This is a genomic window from Clostridium sp., from assembly GCF_021372645.1.
GTDB lineage: Bacteria > Bacillota > Clostridia > Clostridiales > Clostridiaceae > Clostridium.
In genome coordinates this window covers 64,303-80,748 of the sequence record NZ_JAJFUC010000053.1, presented here as the reverse complement: position 1 = coordinate 80,748, position 16,446 = coordinate 64,303, and the positions used below count along the sequence as shown (strand labels likewise).

14 protein-coding genes, 1 pseudogene and 2 other annotated features are annotated in these 16,446 nt (G+C 28.7%); of the genes and pseudogenes, 12 read left to right on the top strand and 3 right to left on the bottom strand.

Annotated elements, in window-relative coordinates; all coding sequences use genetic code 11:
* Positions 1-203: 203 nt before the first annotated feature.
* A pseudogene (locus LLF98_RS09420) lies at positions 204-578 on the top strand (uridine kinase); the annotation flags it as partial.
* A 206-nt stretch (positions 579-784) separates the two neighbouring features.
* Positions 785-1,450, top strand: coding sequence for an HAD family phosphatase (locus LLF98_RS09415; RefSeq protein WP_291702944.1), 666 nt, complete (start codon positions 785-787; stop codon positions 1,448-1,450).
* Between the two features lie 72 nt (positions 1,451-1,522).
* Here the strand turns inward: LLF98_RS09415 and ilvA are convergent, their stop codons facing one another.
* Both ilvA and LLF98_RS09405 read right to left on the bottom strand, forming a co-directional pair.
* Complete coding sequence (gene ilvA, locus LLF98_RS09410) at positions 1,523-2,743, bottom strand: threonine ammonia-lyase (protein WP_291702943.1); 1,221 nt, start codon at positions 2,741-2,743, stop codon at positions 1,523-1,525.
* A 638-nt stretch (positions 2,744-3,381) separates the two neighbouring features.
* Positions 3,382-4,938, bottom strand: coding sequence for an ABC-F family ATP-binding cassette domain-containing protein (locus LLF98_RS09405; protein WP_291702942.1), 1,557 nt, complete (start codon positions 4,936-4,938; stop codon positions 3,382-3,384).
* Between the two features lie 640 nt (positions 4,939-5,578).
* Between LLF98_RS09405 and LLF98_RS09400 the strand changes: the two genes are divergently transcribed.
* Positions 5,579-5,743: a hypothetical protein gene (locus tag LLF98_RS09400; RefSeq protein ID WP_291702941.1), complete on the top strand. Its 165-nt coding sequence runs from the start codon at positions 5,579-5,581 to the stop codon at positions 5,741-5,743.
* A gap of 110 nt (positions 5,744-5,853) precedes the next feature.
* On the opposite strand, the gene LLF98_RS09395 is transcribed toward LLF98_RS09400, so the two are convergent.
* Entirely contained in the window at positions 5,854-6,558 is a 705-nt protein-coding gene (locus LLF98_RS09395; protein ID WP_291702940.1) for a DUF6873 family GME fold protein, read from the bottom strand.
* Positions 6,559-6,766: 208 nt separating this feature from the next.
* Between LLF98_RS09395 and ytxC the strand changes: the two genes are divergently transcribed.
* From ytxC to LLF98_RS09350, 9 genes are all read left to right on the top strand, one after another.
* Positions 6,767-7,675, top strand: a complete 909-nt coding sequence (ytxC, locus tag LLF98_RS09390) for a putative sporulation protein YtxC (protein WP_291702938.1) — start codon at positions 6,767-6,769, stop codon at positions 7,673-7,675.
* A 19-nt stretch (positions 7,676-7,694) separates the two neighbouring features.
* Positions 7,695-7,823 (top strand) — a sequence feature (ribosomal protein L20 leader region).
* A 15-nt stretch (positions 7,824-7,838) separates the two neighbouring features.
* Complete coding sequence (gene infC / locus LLF98_RS09385; protein ID WP_291702936.1) at positions 7,839-8,360, top strand: translation initiation factor IF-3; 522 nt, start codon at positions 7,839-7,841, stop codon at positions 8,358-8,360.
* A gap of 21 nt (positions 8,361-8,381) precedes the next feature.
* A complete protein-coding gene (gene rpmI / locus LLF98_RS09380) occupies positions 8,382-8,579 on the top strand; it encodes a 50S ribosomal protein L35 (RefSeq protein WP_160688907.1) in 198 nt (65 codons plus the stop codon).
* Between the two features lie 28 nt (positions 8,580-8,607).
* A complete protein-coding gene (gene rplT, locus LLF98_RS09375; RefSeq protein ID WP_291702932.1) occupies positions 8,608-8,967 on the top strand; it encodes a 50S ribosomal protein L20 in 360 nt (119 codons plus the stop codon).
* 234 nt (positions 8,968-9,201) lie between these two features.
* Positions 9,202-9,984 (top strand): RNA methyltransferase, encoded by a 783-nt coding sequence (locus LLF98_RS09370; protein WP_291702930.1) that lies wholly within the window; start codon positions 9,202-9,204, stop codon positions 9,982-9,984.
* A gap of 228 nt (positions 9,985-10,212) precedes the next feature.
* Positions 10,213-10,439 (top strand) — a binding site (T-box leader).
* Positions 10,440-10,555: 116 nt separating this feature from the next.
* On the top strand, positions 10,556-11,575 hold the full coding sequence (pheS, locus tag LLF98_RS09365) for a phenylalanine--tRNA ligase subunit alpha (protein WP_291702929.1): 1,020 nt from the start codon (positions 10,556-10,558) through the stop codon (positions 11,573-11,575).
* A 48-nt stretch (positions 11,576-11,623) separates the two neighbouring features.
* Positions 11,624-14,002, top strand: coding sequence for a phenylalanine--tRNA ligase subunit beta (gene pheT / locus LLF98_RS09360; protein WP_291702928.1), 2,379 nt, complete (start codon positions 11,624-11,626; stop codon positions 14,000-14,002).
* 353 nt (positions 14,003-14,355) lie between these two features.
* A complete protein-coding gene (gene rsmH, locus LLF98_RS09355) occupies positions 14,356-15,288 on the top strand; it encodes a 16S rRNA (cytosine(1402)-N(4))-methyltransferase RsmH (RefSeq protein WP_291702927.1) in 933 nt (310 codons plus the stop codon).
* A 120-nt stretch (positions 15,289-15,408) separates the two neighbouring features.
* Positions 15,409-15,924, top strand: coding sequence for a cell division protein FtsL (locus LLF98_RS09350; protein ID WP_291702926.1), 516 nt, complete (start codon positions 15,409-15,411; stop codon positions 15,922-15,924).
* The last annotated feature ends 522 nt before the right edge of the window (positions 15,925-16,446 follow it).

The following is a 16,446-nucleotide window of genomic DNA, read 5'->3' as shown; positions in this document are numbered from 1 at the left end:
CTTTAACATTTATTTACCACCTTGCTTAGTCTTAATAAATAAATTATATAACAAAAAAAGCATATTCCCAATACTAAACGTATTGGAATTATACTTTTTAATTCTTAAAATAGAGTGAGGGCACTTTTTCAGTGGCCTCTTTAATAGGAGTTGTCTTTTTCTTTGTTTTATAATAAAATCTAATAGGCGTAGTAGTAAAAGTTTATCATTATAAATCTAATGAAGGAATTTCTTTAGAAGAGCGAAAAAAGCTCAATTATGATCATCCAGATTCTTTTGACACGGATCTTTCAATATTTGAAAATAAAGAACTTTGTGATTTAATGGATATTAATGTCTTTGTAGATACAGATGGAGATGTAAGAATAATAAGAAGATTATTAATAGATGTGCAGGCGCGAGGAAGAGATTTAGATTCTGTAGTAAATCAATACTTAAGCACAGTAGCACCTATGCATGAAGAATTTTTAGACCCAAGTAAAAGAAGAGCAGACATAATAATTCCAGAAGGTGGAGTAAATACAGTTGCTTTAAGTATGCTCCTAGAAAGAATAAAAAACTTTCTAAACGAAAGCTAATAGTACATAGCTTACAGGTATTGCAAAATATAAAAATACTTGTAGTAATATTAAAATTTTAAGGTTACTACTAACAAAATCGAAAGGGAAGACATGCTCCATAAAAGCAAGCCTATCCTTTCTTTTATTAGTGTAGATTTTAAAAATATGCTATAATTAATATAAATAAGCAAATAATATTTTAATGTAAGAGGAGACTATTACAGGTGAGAAAAGTAGATGCAATAATTTTTGATATGGATGGAGTATTAATAGATTCAGAAAGAAGATCATTTGAATGCTTTAAAGAAGTTTTCAAAGAATATAATTATAAAATGGATGAAAAATTTTATCTAAAATTAATAGGAAGAAATGTTAAGAGTATAAAAACTATAATGGAAGAAAAGTATGGGGCTGATTTTCCATTTGATACTATATATAAGAAAAAAGCTAACTTAGCATTAGAGATTACTAATAGAAATGGAGTAATAATTAAGCCTGGAGTTCATGAGTTATTGGATTATTTGAACAAAGAAAATTATAAAATAGCAGTAGCTACTTCAACAAGAAGAGAAAGAGCACTTCAATTATTAGAAGAAGCAAAAATAAAGGGAAAAGTTGATTATGTGATTTGTGGGGATGAAGTTGAAAACTCTAAGCCAGATCCAGAAATTTTCTTAAAGGCAGCAAAGGGATTGAATGTAAATTCAGAAAAATGTATAGTTATAGAGGATTCAGATGCAGGAATAACAGCAGCTCATGCAGCTAAGATGATGGGTATACATGTTCCGGATATGAAATTCCTAGAAGATGATACAAAGGAATTAACGTTTAAAATATGTGATGATTTAGTTAAAGTTAAAGAATATTTAGAAAAAATTAAAGAAAACTAGAATTATGAAATATATAATCCCATTAAATAATATAAAAATAGGAATACCTCAAAATTAGAGGTATTCCTATTTTTATTGGTAAATCATTTTAGGCTGGATTAAAGTTGGTTTATAACCATTATCTCTGAGGGCTTTCATAATTGCTTCTTTATGGTCATGACCAAAGGTCTCCATAGTAATATCAAGTTCAACTGCATTATTACGATTAATACTAACAAATTGATTATGGTCAAGCTTAATTATATTACCTTGAGCTTCTGCAATTACCTTAGATACATTTGTTAATTCACCTGGCTTATCTGGAAGTGAAACAGAGATTGTACAAATACGTTCTCTTTCAATTAAACCATGTTGCACTAAAGAAGCAAAAGTAATTACATCCATGTTACCACCACTTATAATAGATACGATTTTTTTATCTTTAACATTTAAGTGCTTAAGGGCTGCAACCGTTAGTAATCCAGAATTTTCAGCAAGCATTTTATGATTTTCAAGCATATCTAAAAAAGCACAAATTAATTCATGATCCTCAATTGTAATAATATCATCAATATTTGCTTGTATGTATGGGAAGATTTTAGAGCCTGGAGTCTTAACAGCAGTACCATCAGCAATGGTATCAACTTTTGGTAAAGTTACAACTTCTCCTGCCTTTAGAGAAGCTTGCATACAATTTGCACCTGCTGGTTCCACACCTATAACTTTAATATTTGGATTAAGAAGTTTAACTAAGGTAGAAACACCAGTAGCAAGCCCACCACCACCAATTGGAACTAAAATAATATCAACTGTTGGAAGTTCTTTTATAATTTCCATTGCAATAGAGCCTTGGCCAGTTGCTACATCAAGATCATCAAATGGATGGATGAAAGTATAGCCTTTTTCCTCAACAAGTTCTAATGCATAATTGCAAGCTTCATCATAAACATCCCCATGCAAAATAACTTCTGCACCATATGCCTTTGTGCGGTTTACTTTCATTAGTGGTGTAGTAGTTGGCATAACTATTACTGCCTTTGAATTATATTCTTTTGCAGCATACGCAACTCCTTGCGCATGATTACCAGCAGAAGCTGTTATAAGTCCTTTATTTCGTTCTTCATCAGTAAGAGTACTAATTTTATAATAAGCCCCTCTAATCTTATAAGCTCCAGTTTTTTGCATATTTTCAGGTTTTAAATAAACTTTATTTCCAGTCGTATCTGAATAATAATCACTATAAACTAATTTTGTCTTTAAGATTACTTTTTGCACAATTTCATATGCTTCTTCGAATTTATCTAATGTAATCATTTTTATAACCCCTTCTTATGTATAATTGCTTTTTAATCATCAATAGTTTCATGATAACATTTTAGTATTTTATGTCAAGAGACACTTTGCCTAAACTGTTATATTTAAATTGTTGATTTCTAACTGAAAAAGGCTTGTCTCAAAAGGCAATGGGTATTACTCAACATTAAAGGCGAGCGTATTTATTATAAGTAAATTAATAACGAGCCTTATAAAAAGGCTCGTTAATTTGAGGTATAGTATACTATTTTAGTTGTCAAATCTACATTACAGTTTTAATAATTAAATTAAATATTTAATTTAATATTAATATCAATCTTTTTTATGTATCTTTTTAGTATGTTTAGTTCTAGAATTATTTGCTTTCTTTTCCTTTTCTTGTTGGCTTGCGCAAGAAGAATCATGTTTTTCACTCATAGCATTTATCCCTCCTAAAAATAAGAATTTAATCGAGTATCACACTACTATTTTCTTCAATATACAAATTATAATACTATGAAATTAATAGAAAAAGAAAAAACACTAATCCTCCAAAGATTATTACTTAACTCTTTAAATATTTTTAATTGTGAATTGTTTAAAATTATAATTCAGTAAAAAGAGCTAGCTTTAATAAACTGACTATTTTTCTAGAACTATTATACGATTTTAGTTGTCCAATCTTCACAATTCCAAGTTTCAGTTATTATATCTCTATAAAACTCTGGTTCATGGGATACTATAAGGATTGTCCCTTTGTATTCTTTAAGAGCTCTTTTTAGCTCATCTTTTGCATCTACATCTAAATGATTTGTAGGTTCGTCTAGGATTAGTATATTTGTTTCATTATTTAGAATTTTGCAAAGTCTAACTTTTGCAGCTTCTCCACCTGATAAAACTCTTATTTGAGATTCAATTTGTTTACTTGTTAATCCACATTTAGCAAGAGCTGCTCTTATTTGATATTGAGTATATCCAGGAAACTCTTGCCAAGCTTCTTCTATACATGTATTTGTATTATTTTTTCTATCTTCTTGTTCAAAATATCCTATGTATTGATAATCACCAAGGTTAACCTGTCCGCTGATCGGTTTAACTATTCCAAGTAAACTTTTTAAAAGCGTTGATTTACCAAGTCCATTAGCTCCAACTAGTGCTATTTTTTGTCCTCTTTCCATATATAAATTTAATGGTTTTGTAAGAGGAGAGTCATATCCAATAACTAAATCATGAGTTTCAAATATAATTTTACCTGAGGCTCTAGCCGTTTTAAAAGTAAATTCTGGCTTTGGTTTTTCTTTTGAAAGTTCTATTACATCCATCTTATCCAATTTTTTTTGTCTAGATTTAGCCATGTTAGCAGTAGCGGCATTGGCTTTATTTCTAGCAACGAAATCTTCGAGTTTTGCAATTTCCCTTTGTTGTTTTTCGAAGGCAGCTTCTAATTTTTCTTTATTTATTGCATATATTCTTTGGAATTCATCATAATCTCCAACGTATCTTGTAAGTTTTCTTTCATCTACATTATATATTAAATTTACTACTGAATTTAAAAATGGGATATCATGTGAAATTAATATAAATGCATTTTCATATGATTGAAGATATCTTTTAAGCCATTCTACGTGTTCTTCATCAAGATAATTCGTAGGCTCGTCTAAAAGTAAAATATCAGGACATTCAAGAAGTAGTTTACCTAAAAGAATCTTAGTTCTTTGTCCACCTGATAAATCATCAACATCTTTATCAAGGCCTAAATCTAAGAGCCCAAGTCCCTTTGCAACTTCTTCAACCTTTGGATCAATTACATAAAAGCCATTATGGTCAAGCAAATCTTGGATTATAGCTGTTCTCTCTAGCATTTTATTTAATTCATCTTCTGTGCAATCACCCATTTTTTCATATAGGGAATTCATTTCTGTTTCTAAGTCGAAAAGATATTTAAATGCATCTCTTAATGCATCTCTAATGCTTAGTCCTTTAGTTAAAGCAGCATGTTGATCCATATAACCAACTCTAACATTATTTGACCAAAGGATACTGCCTTCATCAGGCATAAGCTTTCCAGTTACTATATTCATAAATGTTGATTTACCTTCACCATTAGCTCCAATAAGACCAACGTGTTCTCCTTTTAATAATCTAAATGAAACATCTTCAAAAATAGCTCTATCTCCGAATCCGTGATTCATATTTTTCACAGTAAGTACGCTCATTAATTGCCTCCTAAAATATAAAATAATTATTTATAACTCTATCCTAAAACAGTTTAAATGATAGAAAGCTAATATGTCAAAGTAAATTTCTAAAAATTTTAGATCTTTTAAAAAGATTTATTCTAATATGGTAAAAATCTAAATCATATATATTCTCAAGAATATGCACATATAAAAAAAGTGCGATAGCACAATTAAGAACTTTCACACATATAAAAATCCCAAGTATTATAGTTTCCGTGGGAAATTTATTTGTACAAGCACTGGTTAATTAACTAATTTATCTACAAGAATAATTTTCGCGTATGGTATAGCATTTTTAATTGGACAGAAAGCCATATGGTGGGCAGTATCTTTAGGATGGATATTTGCATCAATGGTATCTGTTATAAGATATAAAAGTGGAAAGTGGAAGGGGAAAGCAGTAATTTGATACAATGCCTTAAATATATGAATGGAGAAAGAAATGGATAATTTAACTTTATTAAAAGATGAACCCTGCAAATATTTAAATTAATAATTTTCATATTTTGGGGAAAACTTATTAAATGTAGATAAAAATATTTTTAAATCTATAAATTTTAATTGTTTATGGAAATTTAAAATAATATCAAGATATTTTATGGAAGGAGAAATTATAATGGTAGATTTCACTAGACAAATAAAGGAAAGGGCAGAGAGGATGGGATATGAAATGAAGGAGCTGGCTCAAGATATGGGCAGTGAAATGAGAGATATGAGAGAATTTATGAAAGAAAAAGCTGAAAGATTAGGCAATGAGATAAAGAAAAAAATGATGAGATAAATTATAAAAAAGTTAGTAAGTTGGGATATCATTCTTACTAGCTTTTTTATTATATGCCTTATCTAAAAGTAACACAAAAAAATAGAAATCATATTATATAGTTGACATGATTAAACAGTAAAAAAACTACCTCTATCTATTAATTTTCCTTTCCTAAGTGAAATAGGGGAGACATCGTATTTAAAGAGAAATTCTTTTATTTCCGCTCCCCATTTGTAACTATTTAAATCACCAAAGAAAACCATCTTATCATTAGAGATCATACCACCAACCCCACCTATAAAACCATAATTTAATGAAGGTAGTAATATATCCCCGGGCGGAAGCAAAAGAATATCAAAGTCATAATTTTTTAAAGATTCAAAAATTCCTTTATCGCTTGTTATTAATGCATTATCTCTGACAGGCAGGATAGAACACTTAGTATATCCTTGGGGAACATTAATATGTACTTTTAAATTTTGAGATTTTAAAAGTTCTTCGTCACTATATTTTAAATTGTGAATAAAATAATTTTCTAAAATTAAAGAATTTAAAATAATATCATCAGGATATGTATTGGACAATGATTTTTTTGAAACAATATAGTTTATATTATTTGCTTTAAGAACTTCTTTAAATTGCTGCGAAATATCTCTTTGAACAATAATTTTAGCAGATGATTTATTTTTGAGTATATTTAGTTGAATATCGGGATGACCATTTATAGCTTCATAAACTTCATTACACTTAGGGATTAAGATTGGGTTTATATTTAGTCTTGAAAGGCTTAGTAACTCTTCTTTAGTAACTCTATAATCAACGAAACAATGCATATAACTCTCCTTATAAAATGTATAATTAATAATTTGTTGTAAAAATTTGTATTCAATATTTAAAATGTTATTTTGAATTATACATTATATTTTGAACTTTAAATTATAACCTGTCAATTAACTGTTACTAAGTACAAAAAATAAAAATAATTTTTGCATATCCATAAAATTTTTATACATACTAATTATTAAGAAGGGAGTGAAATCCATGCTTATTTTAAAATTAGCTTATAATGAAGATTTGACTTTTTCCAGCGAATTACAAGAGCTAAGAGAATTACTAAAGAAAAAAGATATATTAATAGGATTTGTTGAAAGTATAGAAGGAAAAACTCATATAATTAAGATTATTTGTGAAGAAAATTGTTATAATGAAAAAATAAAAGAGATTATTAACTTATATGTTAGTAATATTTTATATAGAATAGTTATTGATAATTATAGAAAAAAAGAAATGTTTGAATTTTTAACTGATAATTATTTTTTCTTAAAACAACATGAGATATTAGAAGTGGAAGATGAAATAGTAAAAGTATTGAAATATGAAGAAACAACTAAAAATGAAGATTCTATATATTGTTTGAATAGAGTAAATTCAATGGTAGAAAAAATTAAAGATTGTATAAGCGAAAAACAAGAAATTAATATAGACGGCTTTATAACGTTTAGAATGAGAAAACTTAGAGGAGACATAGAAAAAATTATAGATAAAGTAGTAGAAAGATATATGATAGAAAAAGAGTATAAAGAATTTGTAAAGCTGTTAAAGTACTTTGTAGAGATACAAGAATGTAAAATAGATGAGATCAATATAATAATAGAAGAAAATAATAACTATATAATAAAAAATAGAGAAGGAAAAGACTTATATTATGATTTTTTGAAAGAAATTAAAGCAGAACAAGGTAGAATAGAATTAAACATGGAAGATATATTAATAAGTGGTCTTATAACGAGTGCACCTAAAAATATAATTATATATGGAAAAGAAAATTGTAATAATAAAGAATTTTTAAATACAATAGAAAATGTATTTGGTGATAAAGTAACTTTTCGAGAAGGTGTTAGTAATTTTAAAGCTAAAAAAATAATAACAAAAAATGTTGACATGTATTAAACATGGTGATATACTCATATATGTTAAGAAGAAACAGCCGTTTCTCACCCTACAGTGTTTGTAGACTACTAGTATGGGTATTTGATGAAGATTTATTATTGAGTATTGATAATATGAGACGGCAGTGATGCCGTCTTTTTATTATGTATAGAGTTTTTCGGAGGTGAAAAATATTAATAAAGATTTTTCTATGAATGAACAGATTAGAGAAAAAGAAATTAGACTAATAGGAAGCGATGGGGAACCATTAGGTGTTGTCCCAACGATCGAAGCAAAAAGACTTGCTGAAGAGAAAGAAATGGACTTAGTTATGATTTCTCCTAATGCGAAACCACCAGTTTGTAGGATTATGGACTTTGGTAAGTATATATATGAGCAATCTAAAAAAGAAAAAGATGCTAAGAAAAAGCAAAAGATAGTAAGTCTTAAAGAAGTAAGATGTAGTCTAACAATCGAGGAACATGACATTGATATAAAAGCAAAAAATGCCAGGAAGTTCCTATTAGAAGGAGATAAAGTTAAAATCACTGTTCGATTTAGAGGTAGAGAAATGGAACTTGCCCATATGGGACAAAAGATTCTTGATAACTTTGCAACTAAATTAGAGGATGTCTGCCTTGTAGAAAAAAGACCTAAAAGAGAAGGCAGAAACATGACAATGGTTTTAGGGCCTAAAAAGGCATAACTTGAGAGGAGGATTTAAATCATGCCAAAAATGAAAACTCATAGAGGTGCAGCAAAAAGATTCAAAAAGACAGGTACAGGAAAATTAAAAAGAGCTAAAGCATTTAAGAGTCATATCTTAACAAAGAAGAGCTCAAAGACTAAGAGAAATCTTAGAAAAGCTGGATATGTTTCAAAGACACAAGAAAAAGTAATGAAGAAATTATTACCATACCTATAATAGAAAGTTAATACAGGAGGTTTAAGTAATGGCAAGAGTAAAAAGAGCAAAGAATGCTCGTAAAAATCATAAAAAAGTTTTAAAGCTTGCAAAAGGATACTACGGTGGAAAAAGTAAGTTATATAAAACTGCAAATGAATCAGTAATAAGAGCATTTAGAAATGCTTACGTTGGAAGAAAGAATAAAAAGAGAGATTATAGAAGCGTATGGATTGCAAGAATTAACGCTGCTACAAGAATAAATGATTTATCATATTCAAAATTCATGAACGGAATCAAATTAGCTGGAATAGATATCAACAGAAAAATGTTATCTGAAATAGCTATAAATGATCCTAAGGCGTTTTCAGACTTAGTAGAAGTTGCTAAAAAACAAATAAACGCTTAATACATAAAATGCGACTTAGGTCGCATTTTTTATTTTATATAATTATATATAAAATAAAAAATGTAGTCATACTACATAGTTTGAAAATCAATTTTTAGTGATAAAAATATAATTAGTATTATTAATTTAGGGGATTGTATATTAACTGCTAAATTTTTTTTAATATAGAAAATAATTAAAATATAGAAGTTTGAAAAAATATGATAAGGTTAATTAGTTTTGAGGTGTAAGACTTTGGTATTTATTGAAAGCAAAGAAAATAACTTATTTAAGCATACAAAAAAACTTAAAGAAAGAAAAAATAGAAATAAAAGCAGTAAATATATAATAGAAGGTTTTAGATTAGTTCAAGAAGCATTTAAGGCGAAAGTAAATGTAGATTGTTTAATTGTTACAGAAGATGCCGTAGGAAAGATTGATAAATTTTTAATAGATTATATAACTGAAGATATAAAAATTTATAAAATAAGTGATAATTTATTTAAAGAACTTATTTCTACAGAGAACCCTCAAGGGATACTTGCAGTTATAAATATGAATATAATGCCCGTGCTGGCTAATGGGAATTTTTATTTGCTTTGTGATAAGTTGCAGGATCCAGGTAATTTAGGAACTATAATAAGAACTGCTCATGCAGCAGGAGTTCAAGGGATTATATTAACTAGGGGAACGGTTGATATATATAATGAAAAAACAATTAGATCAACAATGGGATCAATATTCTATATTCCTATTCACTATGAGGATGAGAATTTATCTTTAGTTAAGAGTTTAAAAGAAGACGGTTTTAATTTAGTAATAACTTCTCTTGATACAAATAAGGATTTTTTTGAGGAAGATTTACGAGGCAAGATAATATTAACAGTTGGAAATGAAGGTAACGGAGTAAGCAAAGAAGTATTGGATTTAGCAGATGCAAAAGTTAAAATACCAATGCCAGGAAATGCTGAATCTTTAAATGTTGCAATAGCAACATCTGTTATAATATACGAAAAAGTACGGCAAGATAGGTTATAGAACAATAGTTTTAATATTTTGAAATATTTGTTATAAGATTAAGAAGTGGATAAATAATTTCTAGATGTAATTTTAGAAATTATTTATTCTTTATTTTTTTATCTAAAGTCTTTTATACATAAGAATATAATTTTAAAACATAGGCAAATTTTAATTTACAGAAATAAATAAAATGAGTATTGATATTTTTAGCATTTATTTGTATAATTAGTTGTATTAATTTAATATTTAAAAACTGTGAATGAGAAAGTAGATATTAGAAAAATTTTAAGGGAGAGAAGGTCATAGACTGTAAGCCTTCTTAAATAATATAATATTGAAGTTCGCTCAGGAGTTCTAGCTGTGAAATTTTAAGTAGTAGCTAGCGGCAAAAAGAGTCGTTAATTTAATTGAGTTGGGTTGCTTTATTTAATAAGTACCAATTAGGGTGGTAACGCGGATAATTCGTCCCTTTTATGAGGGGACGATTTTTTTATGCAAAAAATTAATTAAATAAGAATCAATTTAGAATTTTAGTTTCAATTGAATCATACCTAAATTTCTAGTTGAATTTGTTGGAAGGAGAACAATTATGAAAGAAAAACTTAAAGAATTACAAGAACTTGCATTAAAGCAAATTGAAGAAGCTGTGAAGAGTAGTGAATTAGAAGAAATTAGAGTTAAGTTCTTAGGTAAAAAAGGTGAACTTACTACAATATTAAGAAGTATGGGAGGATTATCTCCAGAGGAAAGACCACAAATAGGGAAATTAGTTAATGAAACTAAAGCTTTTGTAGAAGAAAAATTAGAAACAACTATAAAGAACATAAAGGACAAAGAAAGAGATGCAAAGCTTTCAAGTGAAACTATAGATATTTCACTTCCGGGAAAGAAAAAAGTTATAGGAAAAAGGCATCCTTTAGATTTAACACTTCAAAGTATGGAAGAAATATTTATTTCAATGGGTTTTACAATTGAAGAAGGTCCTGAAGTTGAATTAGATTATTATAATTTTGAAGCTTTAAATATTCCTAAAAATCATCCTGCAAGAAGTGAGCAAGATACTTTATACATAAATGACAATATAGTGCTTAGAACTCAAACTTCACCGGTTCAAATTAGAACTATGGAAAATCAAAAACCACCAATAAAGATGATATCACCTGGTAAGGTTTATAGATCAGATTCAGTAGATGCGACTCATTCGCCTATATTTTATCAAATGGAAGGATTAGTTATTGATAAAGGAGTTACTTTTGCAGATTTAAAAGGAACTTTAGAATTATTTGCTAAAAAGATGTTTGGTAATAAAGTTCAAACTAAGTTTAGACCACATCATTTTCCATTCACAGAGCCATCAGCTGAAATGGATGCAACTTGTTTTGTTTGTGGTGGCACAGGATGTAAAGTATGTAAAGGTAGTGGCTGGATAGAACTTCTTGGATGTGGAATGGTTCATCCAAATGTACTTAGAAATTGTGGTATTGATCCAGAAGTTTATAGTGGATTTGCCTTTGGATTTGGTGTTGACAGAATGGTAATGCTAAATTACGGAATAGATGATATAAGATTATTATATGAAAGTGATGTTAGATTTTTAGATCAATTCTAGAAATACTTAGAATAACTACCCAAAGGTAAAAATTGAGGAGGAAAGAATATGAAAGTACCATATAGTTGGCTTAAAGATTATGTTGAAATAAATGTAATCCCAAAAGAATTAGGAGATAAATTAACCTTAACTGGCTCACAACTTGAAGAGCTTATAGTTCAAGGGGATGTAATTCAAAATGTAGTTACAGGAAAAATCATACAAATAGAGAAACATCCAGATGCTGAGAAATTAAGCATTTGTCAAGTTGACATTGGAAGCGAAGAAATACAAATAGTTACGGCTGCGATAAATATGAAAGAGCAAGATATAGTACCGGTTGCACTTCATGGTTCAACACTCGTTGATGGAACCAAAATTAAAAAAGGAAAACTTAGAGGAGAAGTATCAAATGGTATGTTCTGTTCTGAAGAAGAACTTGGAATTGCTGGAGATCAACCCATTCATGGATTATTGATTTTACCTACTGATACAGTACTTGGAGCGGATATTAAAGATGTTTTAGGACTTAATAAAGCAATTTTAGATTTTGAAATAACTTCAAATAGACCAGATTGTTTAAGTATTGTTGGTATGGCAAGAGAGACTGCTGCTGCACTTAGAACAACATATAAAATGCCAAACTTAGAGTATACAGTTTCAAATTCTTCTAACATTACTAATGAATTGAAAGTTGAAGTTAAGGATGAGCTTTGCTCTAGATTTATGGCAAGAGGAATTAAAAATGTTAAAGTCCAATCATCGCCAGGCTGGATGCAAGAAAGATTACTTGAAGCAGGTATCAGACCAATAAATAACATAGTGGATATAACAAATTTTGTTATGCTAGAAATTGGTCAGCCAATGCATGCTTATGATAAAAGAGAAATCTCAACTAATAAGATTGTAGTTGAAAGAGCAAAGGTTGATGAAAAGTTTACTACATTAGATGAAACTGAAAGAATTTTAGATAATTCTATGCTTTGTATAAAAGATAATGACATAATTATTGGTCTTGCTGGAATCATGGGTGGATTAAATTCAGAAATAAAGGAAGACACTACTGAAGTTATATTTGAGTGTGCAAACTTTGATGGAACTAATATTAGAGTAAATTCTAAAAAATTAAACTTAAGAAGTGAAGCTTCAAGCAGATTTGAAAAAGATATTGATCCTAATTTAGCTGAAGTTGCAATGAATAGAGCTTGTGCTTTGATTTGTGAATTAGAGGCTGGAGAAGTTATGGAAGGAATTATAGATGTTTATAATAACAAAAAAGAAGCTGGAACAGTAGTTGTTGATTCTAATTGGGTAAATTCTTTTCTTGGTACTGATATTTCTAAAGAAGAAATGAAGAAATGCTTAGATAGTGTTGATTTATTTACAAAAATTGATGGAGATAATCTAATTGTAACAGCTTCGACTTTTAGAGTTGATATTGCAATTAGAGAAGATATAGCTGAAGAAGTTGCAAGAATTTATGGATATGATAATATTCCTACAACAATATTTAGTGTTTCTACTGAAAGAGAACCTAGATATAGAAAAGGAATTTTAGATAATAGGGTAGTATTACTTGCAACAGGTAGTGGATTAAACCAATCTATAAGCTACTCATTTGTATCACCAAAGGTATTTGATAAAATTAATTTACCAGAAGATAATGAACTTAGAAATGTGGTTAAAATAAAAAATCCATTAGGTGAAGATTATAGTGTAATGAGGACAACAACACTTCCTTCAATGATGGAGAGTTTAGGGAGAAATTATTCTAGAAATAATTCTTATGTTAGATTGTTTGAAATGGGTAAAGTATATATAAAGAATGATGATGATACTAAGCTACCAGCAGAAAAGAACATTATAACTATTGGCATGTATGGAGACTGCGATTATTTAGACCTTAAGGGTGCAGTTGAAAATATAATAGAGGGCCTTGGAATAAAGAATTCTAAGTATGAAAGAGAAAGTGAAAATGTAAGCTTCCATCCAGGAAAAACAGCTAAACTTGTTGTAGGAAAAACTGTGGCTGGAACTTTGGGTGAAGTTCATTTAGCTGTTTGTGAAAACTATGGGCTTGATGTACCATGTTTTGTAGCACAGTTAAATTTAGATGTCTTATATGAAAGTTCTAATATGTACAAAAACTATAAACCATTACCTAAATTTCCAGCAGTAACAAGAGATATTGCTTTAATTGTTGAAGATGCTATTTTAGTTCAAGAAATTGATGAAACAATACGCAAAGCTGGTGGGAATTTAGTTGAAAAGGTAGAACTATTTGATATATATAAAGGAAAGCAAATACCTGAAGGTAAGAAGAGCATAGCTTATGCAATTGCATATAGAGATGAAAATAAAACATTAACAGATAACGAAGTTAATAAAATCCATGAGAAAATATTAAGATCTCTTGAATACAAGCTTGGAGCTACATTAAGAGATTAAAACAAACTAAGCTAATATAAATATTAATAAACTGTTTTAAAAATAAATTTACTTGTTTTTAAAGCAGTTTATTTTTGCATTTATTAAGCTATTAAGTTTTAAGAAAAGTTCAGATTTGAAAATTATTTTTGATTGTTTTTTATTAAAAAGCAAATTTAAAATTAAAAATATTAATTTTGAGGAGGAATTGCTATATTTTTATAGAATAATATAGATAAAGTGGTGCACAGTGGAGTATAATAGAATCAAAAGTATGAAGCCTATTAAAGTGGAATGAATACAATGAGTCAAATATGGACTTTGATTCAATTGCAGAAAAAATGAATTATTTGGGAATATAAGGAGTTTTTATTATGGAATTTAAACATGTATCAGTATTATTAAATGAGTGTATAGAAGCATTAGATATAAAAGAAAATGGGATTTATGTTGATTGTACTTTAGGGGGAGCAGGACATTCATCTCATATTGTGGAGCATTTATCTAAAGATGGAATACTAATTGGAATAGATCAAGATAAAGATGCTTTGAAGGCAGCTAAAGAAAGATTAAAGGAATTTACAAATGTAAAATATGTTCACAATAATTTTTATAATATAGACAATATTTTAAACGAGTTAGATATTGAAAAAGTTGATGGAATTTTAATGGATCTTGGGGTTTCATCATATCAACTTGATGAGCCTGAAAGAGGCTTTAGTTATATGAAAGATGCTCCGTTAGACATGAGAATGGACAGAGATAATGATTTTTCAGCTTATGAAATTATAAATAGTTACAGTGAAGATGAATTATACAAAATAATAAAAAATTATGGGGAAGAAAGATTTGCTAAAAGAATTGCAAATTTTATAGTTAATAAAAGAGTAGAAAAACCTATAGAAACAACTTTTGAACTTGTAGACCTTATTAAAGCTGCAATTCCAGCAAAAATGAGAAGAGATGGACCCCACCCAGCTAAAAGAACTTTTCAAGCTATTAGAATAGAAGTTAATTCAGAACTGAAAATATTAAATAAGACCATAGAAGATGGAGTAAATAGATTAAATAAAGGTGGAAGAATGGCTATTATAACATTCCATTCTTTGGAAGATAGAATAGTTAAACTTAAATATAGAGAATTAGAAAATCCATGTACTTGTCCAAAAGAGTTTCCAATTTGCGCTTGTGGCAAATTACCAATAGTTAAGGTTATATCAAAAAAAGGAATAGCACCAACTGAAAAAGAAGTTGAAGAAAATCCAAGAAGTAGAAGTGCTAAACTTAGGATAATTGAGAAATTATAATTTTTCCCATAAGGGGACATTGTGCCCTTTATGGGTATAAGTTCAACTGAGATTCAGAGGGGGGTATACCTTACCTGGATCAAGTTTCACTTAATATTATGTATATAAATGAGTTGGGATGTGAATAAATTGGCAGGAAGAGAATATGATTATATAAAGGGTAGTACAGTATCAGCACCAGAAAGAAAAAGTGGAGTCCGTAAACTAGATAAGAAGTATAAAAAAATACAAAGACGAAAAAACATAAACAATAGAAATACCTTATTAAGAAATAGAAGAAAAAATGATAGAAAATATGTCTTAACTATGGTAGTGATTATATTTGGATTGGGTTTTTTAACTATTTCTGGAGATGGCAAGGTTTATGATATGCAAAGGAAAATAAGTAATTTAGGTACTCAAATTAATCAAACGCAAGAAGACAATGAAGCATTAAAAGTAAAATTATTAAAGTATTCTGCTTTAAGCAATATTCAAGGCAAAGCTGAAACTAAGTTATCTATGTTTATTCCTAATAAAAAAGAAACAGTGAGAATTGACTTTTCACAAAATTATTTTGAAGATTTAAAATCTAATAGTTCTAGCAATAATACTAAAGAAACCTTGTTATCTAAAGTTATGAATTTAATAAAGTAATTATAAGCTTCAGATGGAGTGTTCCTAATAGGAATATGATTCTCCACCTGAAGCTTAGAAAAACTTATCCCCACAAGGGGGGCTCGGAACCTCAAGGGTCACAATGTCCAGGAGCGTGCAGCCGTTATCTGATAGTTAGGCAGATAAGTGAGAGCCCAAATCTTGTATTTGGGTTTTCGAACTTAATTAATTCGTTCATACGAGTTAACTTCCTTAAGTAGAGAATCAAAATCTACGATTTTGTGTGAATCACTTACTCAGTGAGTACTCCTCTGATTTTAGGGCTAGTAGTTTCATATATCGTGAGTGTTACGAATGCTAGCTAGCAGATAAAATAATTATGAAGTTGATTTAAAAATCATAGTATTAGTGAATCTAATGTTTACATGGAGAACAATATTAAAAGTGAATTTTATCTGAAATTTAAAAGGTATTAGGCATATTAAAAAAATAACGTGTCAATGATGCAATTTGTATTTTTTTAATATGCCTTATGTAAAGGAAAGTACATGGGGGAAATAG

Excerpts from the sequence above, each read along its gene's own strand:
- LLF98_RS09405 (WP_291702942.1), bottom strand. The coding sequence starts at position 4,938 with ATGAGCGTACTTACTGTGAAAAATATGAATCACGGATTCGGAGATAGA.
- ytxC (WP_291702938.1), top strand. The coding sequence starts at position 6,767 with ATGCTTATTTTAAAATTAGCTTATAATGAAGATTTGACTTTTTCCAGC.
- LLF98_RS09395 (WP_291702940.1), bottom strand. The coding sequence starts at position 6,558 with ATGCATTGTTTCGTTGATTATAGAGTTACTAAAGAAGAGTTACTAAGC.
- rpmI (WP_160688907.1), top strand. The coding sequence starts at position 8,382 with ATGCCAAAAATGAAAACTCATAGAGGTGCAGCAAAAAGATTCAAAAAG.
- rplT (WP_291702932.1), top strand. The coding sequence starts at position 8,608 with ATGGCAAGAGTAAAAAGAGCAAAGAATGCTCGTAAAAATCATAAAAAA.
- pheT (WP_291702928.1), top strand. The coding sequence starts at position 11,624 with ATGAAAGTACCATATAGTTGGCTTAAAGATTATGTTGAAATAAATGTA.
- rsmH (WP_291702927.1), top strand. The coding sequence starts at position 14,356 with ATGGAATTTAAACATGTATCAGTATTATTAAATGAGTGTATAGAAGCA.
- LLF98_RS09400 (WP_291702941.1), top strand. The coding sequence starts at position 5,579 with ATGGTAGATTTCACTAGACAAATAAAGGAAAGGGCAGAGAGGATGGGA.
- ilvA (WP_291702943.1), bottom strand. The coding sequence starts at position 2,743 with ATGATTACATTAGATAAATTCGAAGAAGCATATGAAATTGTGCAAAAA.
- pheS (WP_291702929.1), top strand. The coding sequence starts at position 10,556 with ATGAAAGAAAAACTTAAAGAATTACAAGAACTTGCATTAAAGCAAATT.